We start from the raw sequence: 12,847 nt of genomic DNA on the forward strand, positions 1-12,847 counted from the left end.
ATGTCAAAGTATTTTGAGAGACAGCTGGAGGAGCTGCATGTTCAGCTTATTACTCTGGGAAGCTATTGTGAAAAGGCAATTTCTCTTTCTGCAAAAGCGATTTCCGCAGTTCAGAATGAAGAGATGGCCCGCCAGGTATTTGATACAGATAGAGATATTGATGCAAAGGAAAGAGAAATTGAAAATCTCTGTATGAGTCTGCTTCTGCACCAGCATCCGGTTGCAAGGGATCTGAGAGAAATCTCCGCAGCTTTGAAAATGGTTTCTGATATGGAACGTATCGGAGATCAGGCTGCTGATATTGCAGATCTTTCTTTATACATTGCAAAAAATGCCACTTCTATTCCTGAAACCATTACAAAAATGGCAGAGGATACGGTTACTATGGTGACTGAAAGCGTAGATTCTTTTGTGAAAAGTGATCTGGAGCTTTGCAGGAATGTAATCCGTAATGATGATCTGGTGGATGATGCATTTAATGAAATTAAATCAAAGCTTGCAGATATGATCTACGGAGGAAATCTGGATGCAAAAACAGGGCTGGATCTTCTTATGACAGCCAAATACTTTGAGCGTATCGGAGATCATGCTGTGAATATTGCAGAATGGGTTGAATATTCTATTACCGGAGTACACAGAAATAACGAGCATCAGAATAATTAAAAACAAAGTTCCTTATCATAACAGGGACAGGCTATATCCGCAGGCGGGAATCGCTTGCGGATATTTGAGTATATCAGATATAATGATCAGAGAGCAGTGGGATCAGATGATTTTACCTGTTTGACGATTAACAGGAAAGGGAAGTGAAAAAATTGACAAAAAAAATATTTAAGTCTACCATGCTGGTCTGCGCACTGGTTCTGGCAGTAGGGCTGGTTGCTGTCATGGGAATACTGTACAATGATTTTGACGGGCAGATGCGCGAAGAACTGTCAAAGGAAGCGCTTTATCTGGCATATGGAGTAGATCAGCAGGGAGTAGATTATCTTAAAAATATAAAGGACAAAAATGCAAGAATTACCTACATTGATCAGGATGGAACGGTTCTTTATGATAATAAGGCAGATGCCGCTGAGATGGAAAACCACAGTGACAGAAAAGAGTTCCAAAAAGCAGAGAAATATGGTGTAGGAGAATCTTCCAGATATTCGGATACACTTTCTGAGAAAACCATTTATTATGCGCAGAGGCTGAAAGACGGTACAGTTTTGAGAGTCTCCGGTACTCAGGATTCTGTGCTTGCCTTAGTTGAAAATCTTGTACTTCCTTTAGTTCTGGTTTTATTTCTGATGCTGATCTTATCCGGAATTATGGCATCAGTGATATCGAAAAGAATTGTAAAACCGGTAAATGAACTGGATCTGGAGCATCCGGAAGAGAATCAGATCTATGAGGAGCTTTCTCCGCTTTTAAGTAAGATACACAGACAGAATCGGGAAATCCAGAATCAGCTGGAGCTGGCAAAACAGCAGCAGGCAGAATTTTCGCTGATTACAGAAAATATGCAGGAAGGCCTGATCGTGATCGATAAGTATACTATGATTCTTTCTGCCAATTCCAGTGCCTGGAGTTTGTTCCGTGTGGATAAGGTGAGCCAGGGAGAAAGTGTTTACTGTCTGGATCGTGCAGAAGATTTCAGACATGCAATCGAGCAGGTACTTGGCGGGGAACATGCCGAATTGATACTGAAATTAAACGGAAGTGATATTCAGCTGATTGCCAATCCTGTGATACGCGGACAGAAAACAGAAGGTGCTGTGATTCTTCTTGTAAATGTTACAGAAAAGCTGGAGAGGGAGAATTTGCGGAGAGAATTTTCTGCCAATGTTTCTCATGAGCTGAAAACTCCTTTGACTTCTATCTCGGGATTTGCAGAGATCATGCAGGATGGTCTGGTGAGGGAGGAGGATATTCCCCAATTTGCAGGACGTATTTATAAGGAATCCCAGCGATTATTGCAGCTGGTTGAGGATGTGATTCAGATTTCCCAGCTTGACGAGGAAAAAACATCCTACACCTGGGAGCCGGTGGATGTTTATCAGGTTTGTAAGAATGCCTTTGAAAGTCTGAAGGAGAAGGCACAGAGCATGAATGTGCATCTTTATATCTGTGGGGACAGTATGAAGATGGAAGCAGTCCGGACACTTCTGGAAGAGGCAGTTTATAATGTCTGCGATAATGCCATTAAGTATAACCGAAATGATGGAAGTGTAAGCATTTTTCTGACTCAGACTGCACATGAGATACAGATTGTAGTCAAGGATACAGGAGTGGGAATTCCAAGGGAAGATCAGGATAGAGTTTTTGAGAGATTTTACAGAGTGGATAAAAGCCATTCCAAGGAGATTGGAGGTACCGGACTGGGACTTTCTATTGTGAAGCATGCGGTGGGCACGTTGAAAGGCAGTGTTATATTGCAAAGTGAAGAAGGGTGTGGAACGGAGATCTGTATGAAGTTTCCGAAGACCCATGTAGAATAAACGAAAATAATTTCGAAAATGTTTTGGGTATGCAGAGAGGGTGGTTTGTGGTAATATCGGATAAGAACAATATGAAGTAAAAGGGTGGAAGATTGCTTATGAAGAATTATAAATTGGATCTTGAGAGATATGCGGTATTGGCCAGACAGGCAACAGCGGAAGGCTGCGTTTTGCTTGAGAATGAAGGACAGGCTCTGCCTCTTAGAGAGGGCGAAAGGGTTGCTGTTTTTGGCCGCATGGCATTTCATTATTATAAAAGCGGACTCGGTTCCGGCGGTCTGGTGAATACAAGATATGTAGTGGGAATTCTGGATGCGCTGAAGGAGTGTAAAGAGATTCAACTGGATGAGAAACTGATGGGTATTTATGCAGACTGGATCAAAGAGAATCCTTATGATGAAGGTCAGGGCTGGGGGCGTGTTCCGTGGTCTCAGAAAGAGATGGAAGTTACAGAGGAAATGCTGGACTGTGCACGTAATAATGATGTTTCACTTGTTATTATAGGAAGAACTGCAGGTGAAGATCAGGATAATAATACGAAGCCGGGAAGCTATTGTCTGACTGAGACAGAGGAGGATATGATCCGCCGGGTCTGCCAGGTAAGCAAGCGAACAGTTGTAGTACTGAACGTTGGCAATATTATTGACATGAGCTGGGTGAAGAAATATCACCCACAGGCTGTCCTGTATGCATGGCAGGGTGGACAGGAAGGTGGAAATGGCGTGGCAGATGTGCTGACCGGTAAAGTCTGCGCCTGTGGTAAACTGACAGATACCATTGCACAGAGCATCGAAGATTATCCCTCTACAGAGAATTTTGGAGATCCATTTAAGAATTATTATAAAGAAGACATTTATATAGGTTACCGTTACTTTGAAACCTTTGCGAAGGACAAGGTGCTTTATCCCTTTGGATATGGATTATCCTATACAAGTTTCGGAATAAAAGCAGAGATCCTGAAGAATAGTGAAGAGGAACTTACAGTGGCAGCAGAGGTTGTCAATACCGGAGCTGTGAAGGGAAAAGAGGTAGTACAGGTTTATGCAAAAGTGCCCCAGGGTAAGCTTGGAAATCCGGCCAGAAGGCTGATCGGATTTGCGAAGACAGGGGAACTGAAGCCTGGAGAAAAGGAAGAAGTTGTTATTGTAATTCCTAAATATGACCTCACCTCTTATGATGACAGCGGCGTGACCGGTCATAAATCCTGTTATGTGTTGGAAGAAGGCACTTATGAGATTTTTGTGGGCAGCGATGTGAGAAGTGCAGAGTTTGCAGGATGTTACGAGGAGAAATTCCGTGTAGTTGAAAAACTGCAGGAGGCCTGTGCCCCGGTGGAAAAGTTCAGCAGAATGAAGGCTGTGCTGATGCCGGACGGAAGCTATCAGGCAGTGACAGAGGAAGTGCCTGTCCGTACTGTAGATCCTCAGGAGCGGAGAAAACAGAATCTTCCGGAAACTCTGGCTTACACGGGAGACAAAGGATATAAGCTGGTGGATGTGCTGGATGGCAAGGTATCTATGGAGAACTTTGTGGCACAGATCAGAGAGGAAGATCTGATCGCTATGTTCCGTGGAGAGGGAATGTGCAGTCCAAAGGTAACGCCGGGAACAGCGGCTGCATTTGGGGGTGTGACAGAGTCCATGAAAGCACTGGGAATTCCAGTGGGCTGCTGTGCAGATGGTCCCTCCGGTATTCGCATGGATTGTGGCACAAAGGCTTTTTCCCTTCCAAACGGAACTGCACTGGGATGTACTTTTAATACAGAGCTTGTAAGTGACTTATATGAGATGACGGGGAAGGAACTGCGTCTGAATAAGATCGATTCTCTTCTGGGTCCTGGTATGAATATTCACAGAAATCCGCTGAACGGACGAAATTTTGAGTATATTTCGGAGGATCCCCTTCTGACAGGAAGGATTTGCGCAGCGCAGGTGAAGGCAATGGCCAAATCCGGAATTGGCAGCACCATCAAGCATTTCTGCGGCAATAATCAGGAAGTAGGAAGAAGTACTTCAGATTCTGTAATGTCTGAGAGATGCCTCCGGGAAATTTACCTGAAGGGCTTTGAGATGGCAGTGAGGGAAGGTGGTGCCCGTTCTGTTATGACTACCTATGGAAGCGTAAATGGACTTTGGACTGCGGGAAGCTATGATCTGTGTACAACGATCCTTCGTAAAGAGTGGGGATTTGAAGGAATTGTTATGACTGACTGGTGGGCAAAATCCAACTACGAAGGTCATCAGGCAGAAGTGCAGGTAAAGGCTCCCATGGTAGCAGCCCAGAATGATATTTATATGGTAGTAAGTGATGCCAAAGCAAATCCGGAGAAAGATGATGTGGAAGAAATGCTTCATGCAGGAAAACTGACACTGGGAGAACTGCAGAGAAATGGGGCTAATATTCTGGGATTCCTGTTAAAAAGCCCCTCTATTCTTCTTTTGACAGACAGAATCTGTGCAGAAGAGCTGGAAGCTATGAATACAAAGGAAGCAGATGATGTGGATGCCGGTGATCTGATCGCCATTACCAGTGATCCTGAAACACAGGAGATGGTGGTGGATGGCAGTCTTCTTCATCCTGCAAAGGGAAATACTGATATTTTGGCAGTGACCAATGATTATATGGGAGAATTCACTGTGAAATTTGTATTGAGATCAGAGCTTGGTGAACTGGCGCAGCTTCCAATTTCTGTATTTATGGATAATATTCATAAAATGACAGTTTCTGTCCAGGGAACAAATGGAAAATGGGTAGAGGAAAGCCGGCCTTTTGACATGTCTTTTGGACACAATCACTATATTAAATTGTACTATGGAGCAGATAATCTGGAAATAAAAGAAATTTTATTCATCCCAAATAGGTAAGACCAATTACCGGAAAACTTGCAATCCACTTTAATTTGTGGCATAATTATACCAATGCTCAGGACCCGTTAGAAGATCATGGGATGCATGATATTTTCAGAGTGCGGAACGGCTGTTCAGAGAAGAGTGACAATTGACGGAATTAGAACAGTATGATGAGGAAAAGGGTATATGTCTGGTTTTACAAAAGAGATAATTGCAAAGACTTTTACGGAAATATTGGACGAGAAACCGATGTCCAAGGTTACAGTCAGGGATATTGTGGAGCGGTGTGGAGTGAACCGGAATACGTTTTATTATCATTTCCGTGATATTCCGGATGTAGTAGAGTTTATTTTGAAAAAGAAATGGGACGAAATCCAGGAAGCACCTCAGGAAAAAAACTCTATTCTGGAATGTATGGAGGAAATGGTGTCTTTGGTCAGAGATAACCGTAAGCTGATGCTGAATGTATATAAATCGGTGAAGCGGGACACCTTTTTGATTTATATGAATGATGTTATCCTATATATTATCACGGAGTACTTTAAAAAGAACAGAAATAAATTTCAGCTGGAGGAAAATGAAATCCAGATACTGGTCAGGTATTATAAATGCCTTTTTGTGGGAATATTGATAGAATGGCTGGATCATGGATTGAAAGAGGATCTGGGGACAGAAATGCGCCAGGCTGCTGAAGTGATGGAGAAGCACCGGGAACTGCATACAGTTATGAATGGATTTTAACTTAGACAAAATAAAGCTCATGTCTGATTTTTGGACAGGAGCTTTTTTTTGTCTATTTATTGTTAATTTTATCACAGCTATAATAACAGACATAAAAGGAATGGCTGTAAAATAATATGGAAGGGGGAGAGAAAGATGGATGCATTGAAACAGTTAAAGCTGGCAAAAAACGGATATATTGTTATGTCAATTTTATTTATGATCCTGGGGATTTGTTTGATCATCTGGCCTGATTGTTCTATGGCAGTATTCTGTACAGCGGTGGGAATCATGCTTATAGCATATGGCTGTATCAAAATCATAGGATACTTTTCCAGGGATTTTTACTGTCTGGCATTTCAGTTTGATCTTGCATTCGGAGTGCTGCTGGCAGCTGTGGGTGTGATCATTATTGTACGGAGAAATCTGGTGGTGAACCTGATCTTTGGAATCTTTGGGGTTCTCATACTTGCGGATGCGCTTTTCAAAATCCAGATGTCCATAGATGCCAAGAAATTCGGATTAAGTCTCTGGTGGAGAATCTTACTGATGGCGATTCTCACTGGTGTTCTGGGAGTATTACTTCTGATCAGGCCTTTTGAGGCTGCAGAGGTTATGATGATCCTGGTGGGAGTTTCTGTTCTGTTTGAGGGAATCCTGAATCTGTGTGTTGTTATTTATACAGTGAAAATCATTAAAAATCAGAGACAGGATATCATAGATATGGACGAGTATTAAATAAATACTACAAATACTACATTACAACAAGGAGGAGTAATATTATGAATATTATGGATAAAGCAAAACAGGCGGCCCTGATCGCTGCCGTTAAAACAGGATTAGGTTATCTTGAGAAGGATCCTGAAGTAAATATACCCAAATTAATGGAGCTGATTGATAAGGTTGTTCCGGATGGCTGGTATGAAAGCCAGAGAAACGCGATCAGAAATGCAATCCAGGATAAAAATAGTAACTGGTACAAATTGATCCTGAGAATCTATGAACTGGATCCGGGTGTACGTGAGTCATTTTTCACCAACTTTATCATTAATGCAAGCCTGAAGGGCAGTGCCATTCAGGAAGAGGTATCTGAGAAAAATAACTGTAATGTACCATGGGCGATTCTGTTGGATCCTACCAGTGCCTGTAATCTGCACTGCACAGGATGCTGGGCAGCAGAATATGGACATAAGTTGAATCTTGATTTTGACACCATCTGTTCTATTGTAGAGCAGGGCAGAAAGCTTGGTACATACATGTATATTTATACAGGCGGTGAACCTTTGGTCCGCAAAAAAGACCTGATTCGTATCTGTGAGAAATATCCGGACTGTGAGTTCCTTTCCTTTACAAACGGAACTTTGATCGATGAGGAATTCTGCCAGGAAATGCTCCGTGTAAAGAACTTTGTTCCGGCAATCAGTCTGGAAGGTTCTGAGGAAGCAAATGATGGACGCCGTGGAGAGGGAGTATATGCCAAGGTTATGCATGCTATGGAATTGCTGAAGGCTCACAAGCTTCCCTTTGGTATTTCTACATGCTATACCTCTGCCAATGTGGACAGTGTAAGCAGTGAGGAATATTTTGATAAAATTATTGACTGTGGGGCTCTGTTTGTATGGTTCTTCCATTATATGCCAACCGGAAACGATGCAGTAGTAGAGCTGATGCCAAATCCACAGCAGCGTGAGAAAATGTATCATCAGATCCGTAAATTCCGTCAGACCAAGTCTATTTTCAGTATGGATTTCCAGAATGATGCAGAATATGTAGGTGGATGTATTGCTGGTGGAAGACGTTATCTCCATATCAATGCAAACGGTGACGTAGACCCTTGCGTATTTATCCATTATTCCAATTCCAACATTTATGATAACACACTGCTGGAAGCACTGAAGAGCCCGATCTTTATGGCATATCATGACGGTCAGCCCTTCAATGAAAATATGCTTCGTCCGTGTCCGATGCTGGAGAATCCGAAGCTGCTCCGCCAGATGGTAGAGAAGTCCGGCGCTAAATCAACAGACCTTCAGTCTCCGGAAACAGCAGAACATCTCTGCGCAAAGTGTGATGCCTATGCAGAGCATTGGGCTCCGAAGGCAGAGGAGTTATTTCATACCAAATAAGAGTAAAAAGTAACTTTCATATATAAAAATGTTAACTCAAATTTAGCTAAATAGTCAGAAAGAGTCTTTTGTTCGGTTGTTGCAGGCCGGACAGAAGACTCTTTCTGCATTGAACGGAGGAGATGAGATGCTACGCCGGATACTGCTGAAGCTGGGATAAATGTGAAAAATAACTTGTCTGGAAGAACAATAAGTATTAAAGTTATATAATTGAGAGTGTACTGTGAGCGAATGAGTGACTTATCATATTGGCAGGAGGAATAAAATGTTAAAGACATTTTTGGTAGAGGATGAAGTGGTGATCAGAGAGATGATCAAAAAGATGATTCCCTGGGAGCAGTACGGGTTTGAATTAGCTGGGGAAGCGGCAGATGGAGAGATGGCTTTGCCGCTAATTTTGAAGAGTAAGCCGGATCTTCTGATCACAGATATTAAGATGCCGTTTATGGATGGTCTGACTCTTTGCAGATTAGTGAAGAAAGAGCTTCCGGATATCCGGATCGTTATACTTAGCGGGTATGATGATTTTAATTATGCAAAACAGGCTATCAGCATAGGGGTAGAAGACTATCTTCTGAAACCTATCACGAAAAATGCTTTTATAGAACGGCTGGAAGAAATACATAATCGTTATGAACATGAGAAGACACAGAGGGAATACTATGAGAAATTTCGCCTGGAAATGCAGGAATATGAGAAAAATGCCAGCAGGGACTTTTTTGAGACTCTTGTCCGGGCAGATTCTGACCTGGCAGAGCTTTACAGGAGAGCAGATAAGCTAAATCTGGACATTGTAGCAGAAGCATATAATATTTTGATTTTTACTCCGGATACTTCAGAGGGAAACTATAATTCCTATGAAGAATGTTCTGACTGGGAAGCAGAGGTGCAGGATAAAATTAATACTTATTTCCTAAATCATCCGGTGGCAATTCTTTTTAGGCATCAGGTATTCAGCTATGCGATCCTGGTCAAAGGACAGAAAGATACAATAGAGAAAAACACAGAGGAATGTGTGAAAGCAATACAGGATATTATGGATCAGACAGAGGAAAGGACAGACTGGTTTATTGCAGTGGGAAAATCGGCAGATCGTCTGAGCATGCTTGGACACAGCTATCGTACAGCTGTCAGAGCCAATTCCTTCCGTTATCTGTATGATGGACATATTCTGGATTATCAGTCACTGGAAGCTCAAAAGGAAAATCCATCCGATTCACGCAGAGAGGATTCTGTACAATTAAGGAATGTGAATATCAATGCCCTGAATCCGGCAATTCTCCAGAAGTTTTTGAGCAGTGGACTGGCAGAAGAAGTGGATGATTTTATCAGGGATTATTTCAATGCAATTGGTCAGGAACCGATGGGTTCTTTGGTTTTCCGCAATTATGTGGTGCTGAATGTCCGGTTTTCTGTATTGTCCTTCCTGAAAAAGCTGGGCTGTGATGACAGTGAAATATCCGGGCAAGAGATGGAAAATATTATGGATGAGACTGGAAAAACTATAGAAGCAGCAGTGGCTTACTGTGGAAAGATACTGAAAAAGGCTATTGCACTCCGAGATGAAAATGCGGGAGATCAGAATCGCAGTGTATTAAAACTGGCTGTTGATTTTATTGACCATAATTATATGGATGAGGAAATTTCACTGAATAAGGCTGCACATGTGGCAAATGTCAGTGCCAATCATTTCAGTGCCCTGTTCAGTCAGAATATGGGACAGACTTTTACAGAATATCTTACAGATCTCCGGATGAGTAAGGCAAAAGAACTCTTGCGTTGTACAGCTATGCGTTCCAGTGAGATTGCAGGAGAGGTGGGATATAAGGATGCCCATTATTTCAGTTATCTGTTCAAGAAAACCCAGGGAATGACTCCCAGCGAATACCGTAAAATGAGAGGAGAGGCCTGACCTATGTCTAAGCATAAAAAAGGGCCGGAGAAAAAGAAAGCAGAACCTGGAAAACTGGAGTTTAAAATGAGATGGATGCTTTTCAGCACTATGATCCCTATGGCAGTTCTGATCATAGTGCTGCTTGCTTTTTTCTGGCAGTATACCAATGAATATAATAAATTATCCAATAATCTGGCTGTAAGCAGTGAGTACAATGCCAACTATAAAAACTCAAGTAATGATATGAGTTTTAAGGCGGAAGTAGATATGGACATCTACTATGTGACGATCGGACGTAAAGGGAAAGATGATCTTCCGGTGAAGCAGGTGAATAAAGCGATTGAAACGGTGGAACGACTGAAAACCACAACTACAAAGGAGGAAAGTCTTCATTCCCTGAAATATCTCACCAATTATCTGGAAAATCTGAAAACCCGAATGAATCAGCTGCTGGAGATCCGGGATTACCAGAAACGTCAGGAATTTATGGAAAATAATACGGTGATCCTGACTACGTTGTTTGAAAAGGAAATGCAGAACTATATTTATCAGGAGGCCACTCAGCTGGTGCAGGTGGAGTCTCAGCTGGCAGGAAATGTACGTCTGACCTTGATGGCAATGTGTGGGGTACTTCTGGTTACCATGTTATTGCTTTTTAATCGCTCTTTCCGGTTGACCTATAGTATTACGAAGCCAATTTCTGAGATCCTTCATAACATTAAAAAGGTTGGAAAAGGGGAGTACAAGAATATTGCTCCGGTAATTGCGGACTGCATTGAGATCCAGGAGTTGGATGAAGGAACGCGAAAGATGGCAGGAAGGATCGAAGGCCTGCTGGAAAATGTGCGAAAAGAACAGGATGCCCAGCATCTTACAGAGCTGCAGCTGCTTCAGGCGCAGGTCAATCCCCATTTTCTCTACAATACGCTGGATACCATTGTCTGGCTGGTAGAAGGAGGCATGGAGCAGGATGCGGTGGATATGATCACCAGCCTTTCGGTTTTTTTCCGTACTTCCTTGTCAAAGGGAAAAGATATTATTTCGCTGGCTGAGGAGGAACGCCATACGTTGAGTTACCTGGAGATCCAGCAGTCCAGATACAGGGATATTATGGAATTTGAAATCAGAATTCCCAAAGAACTGGAAGGAGTCATGGTACCTAAACTGACCCTTCAGCCGCTGGCAGAAAATGCACTTTATCACGGAATCAAAAATAAGAGAGGTAAGGGTAAAATCCTCATTGAGGGATTTGATCTGGGTGAAGATATGATGCTCAGAGTTACTGATAACGGGCAGGGAATGACACCGGAGCGATTGAAAGAGATTCAGGATGCTATCTGTACAGGAGAACGGGCCGGATTTGGACTGGCAGCAGTATCTGAACGAATTGCACTATATTATGGGGCCGGATATGGACTTCGAATCTCATCTATAGAAGGAGAGGGAACTGTGATAGAAGTGTATCTGGCAAAACAGATAAAAGAAAAATAAATCCCATTTATATTTTATGCACTATGCATAGTAAAATAATTAACCTCTATCATAAAAAAACAAACTTTGTATAAACTGTGAACAAAATATGATAGAAGAACAAACTTTTTGAAGAAGATAATCTATGGAATATTTTATGGATTTTACTATAATAAAAACATCTTAAATGAATCGGGAGGATTTACAAAATGAAGAAAAAAATCGTGTCAGCTTTATTAACAGCAACTATGGTATGCGGTATGTGTGTAGTTCCTACAGTGGGGGTAGCAGCAGCGGACGACACAATCACAGTTGGTTTTTCACAGGTAGGTGCAGAATCTGACTGGCGTACAGCAAATACAGAATCCATGAAATCCACATTCAGCGAAGAGAACGGATACAACTTAATCTTCGACGATGCACAGCAGAAACAGGAAAACCAGTTAACAGCAATCCGTAACTTCATCCAGCAGGAAGTTGACTATATTGTACTTGCTCCTGTAACAGAGACAGGTTGGGATACAGTTCTCCAGGAAGCAAAAGATGCAGGAATCCCAGTAATCATCGTAGACCGTATGGTTGATGTATCTGATGACAGCCTTTACACAGCATGGGTTGGCTCAAACTTCAAACTTGAAGGTCAGAAAGCTATGGCATGGCTGGATGCATATCTGGAAGCAAAGGGACGTGGAGATGAAGAAATAAATCTTGTTGATATCCAGGGAACCATCGGTGCATCTGCTCAGATCGGACGTACACAGGGATTTGACGATGCAGTAGAGGCTCATGACAACTGGACAACACTTGCACAGCAGTCAGGTGAATTTACACAGGCCAAAGGTCAGGAAGTTATGGAATCTATCCTGAAACAGAGCGGTGATGACATTGATGTTGTTTACTGTGAGAATGATAACGAAGCATTTGGTGCAATTGATGCCATCGAAGCAGCTGGTTATGAAGTTGGTGGAGAAGAAGGACAGATCCTTGTAATGTCCTTCGATACAACAAACGCTGGTCTTACAGATACATTAAGCGGAAAGATCACACTGGATACAGAGTGTAACCCATTACACGGACCACGTGTACAGGAAATCATTGAGAAACTTGAAGCTGGCGAAGAGGTTGACAAACAGGCTTATGTAGATGAAGAAATGTTTGCAGCTGATGATACAGTTACATCTATCAAAGTTGATGACGCTGACTATGAAGTAACAACTATTACACAGGACATCATTGATGGACGTGCATACTAATTATTAGTGTAAATCCGGAGCGTGGTTCATAATTCGGAGAAACCCGGGTTGC

9 protein-coding genes are annotated in these 12,847 nt (G+C 42.2%); all 9 read left to right on the plus strand.

Going from position 1 to position 12,847, the window contains the following annotated elements; translation table 11 throughout:
- The 9 genes from phoU (at position 1) to ACTNDS_RS02960 (ending at position 12,795) form a co-directional block, all read left to right on the plus strand.
- Positions 1-663: a phosphate signaling complex protein PhoU gene (gene phoU, locus ACTNDS_RS02920; RefSeq protein WP_173743306.1), complete on the plus strand. Its 663-nt coding sequence runs from the start codon at positions 1-3 to the stop codon at positions 661-663.
- A gap of 152 nt (positions 664-815) precedes the next feature.
- Positions 816-2,483 (plus strand): ATP-binding protein, encoded by a 1,668-nt coding sequence (locus ACTNDS_RS02925; protein WP_441033475.1) that lies wholly within the window; start codon positions 816-818, stop codon positions 2,481-2,483.
- 98 nt (positions 2,484-2,581) lie between these two features.
- Positions 2,582-5,347 carry a glycoside hydrolase family 3 C-terminal domain-containing protein gene (locus ACTNDS_RS02930; protein WP_441033478.1) on the plus strand — a complete coding sequence of 922 codons (2,766 nt, stop codon included), beginning with the start codon at positions 2,582-2,584 and terminating at the stop codon, positions 5,345-5,347.
- A gap of 171 nt (positions 5,348-5,518) precedes the next feature.
- Positions 5,519-6,073, plus strand: a complete 555-nt coding sequence (locus tag ACTNDS_RS02935; RefSeq protein WP_441033481.1) for a TetR/AcrR family transcriptional regulator C-terminal domain-containing protein — start codon at positions 5,519-5,521, stop codon at positions 6,071-6,073.
- Between the two features lie 135 nt (positions 6,074-6,208).
- Entirely contained in the window at positions 6,209-6,790 is a 582-nt protein-coding gene (locus ACTNDS_RS02940; RefSeq protein WP_441033484.1) for an HdeD family acid-resistance protein, read from the plus strand.
- A 44-nt stretch (positions 6,791-6,834) separates the two neighbouring features.
- Complete coding sequence (locus ACTNDS_RS02945) at positions 6,835-8,178, plus strand: radical SAM protein (RefSeq protein WP_441033487.1); 1,344 nt, start codon at positions 6,835-6,837, stop codon at positions 8,176-8,178.
- A 265-nt stretch (positions 8,179-8,443) separates the two neighbouring features.
- On the plus strand, positions 8,444-10,090 hold the full coding sequence (locus tag ACTNDS_RS02950) for a response regulator (RefSeq protein WP_441033490.1): 1,647 nt from the start codon (positions 8,444-8,446) through the stop codon (positions 10,088-10,090).
- A gap of 3 nt (positions 10,091-10,093) precedes the next feature.
- Entirely contained in the window at positions 10,094-11,563 is a 1,470-nt protein-coding gene (locus ACTNDS_RS02955; RefSeq protein WP_441033493.1) for a sensor histidine kinase, read from the plus strand.
- A 188-nt stretch (positions 11,564-11,751) separates the two neighbouring features.
- Positions 11,752-12,795, plus strand: a complete 1,044-nt coding sequence (locus ACTNDS_RS02960; protein WP_118247909.1) for an ABC transporter substrate-binding protein — start codon at positions 11,752-11,754, stop codon at positions 12,793-12,795.
- Positions 12,796-12,847: the final 52 nt, after the last annotated feature.

This window comes from Blautia sp. HCP3S3_C12, assembly GCF_052064155.1.
Classification (GTDB): Bacteria; Bacillota; Clostridia; order Lachnospirales; family Lachnospiraceae; genus Blautia_A.

Excerpts from the sequence above, each read along its gene's own strand:
- ACTNDS_RS02960 (WP_118247909.1), top strand. The coding sequence starts at position 11,752 with ATGAAGAAAAAAATCGTGTCAGCTTTATTAACAGCAACTATGGTATGC.
- ACTNDS_RS02930 (WP_441033478.1), top strand. The coding sequence starts at position 2,582 with ATGAAGAATTATAAATTGGATCTTGAGAGATATGCGGTATTGGCCAGA.
- ACTNDS_RS02950 (WP_441033490.1), top strand. The coding sequence starts at position 8,444 with ATGTTAAAGACATTTTTGGTAGAGGATGAAGTGGTGATCAGAGAGATG.
- ACTNDS_RS02940 (WP_441033484.1), top strand. The coding sequence starts at position 6,209 with ATGGATGCATTGAAACAGTTAAAGCTGGCAAAAAACGGATATATTGTT.
- ACTNDS_RS02955 (WP_441033493.1), top strand. The coding sequence starts at position 10,094 with ATGTCTAAGCATAAAAAAGGGCCGGAGAAAAAGAAAGCAGAACCTGGA.
- ACTNDS_RS02945 (WP_441033487.1), top strand. The coding sequence starts at position 6,835 with ATGAATATTATGGATAAAGCAAAACAGGCGGCCCTGATCGCTGCCGTT.
- ACTNDS_RS02935 (WP_441033481.1), top strand. The coding sequence starts at position 5,519 with ATGTCTGGTTTTACAAAAGAGATAATTGCAAAGACTTTTACGGAAATA.
- phoU (WP_173743306.1), top strand. The coding sequence starts at position 1 with ATGTCAAAGTATTTTGAGAGACAGCTGGAGGAGCTGCATGTTCAGCTT.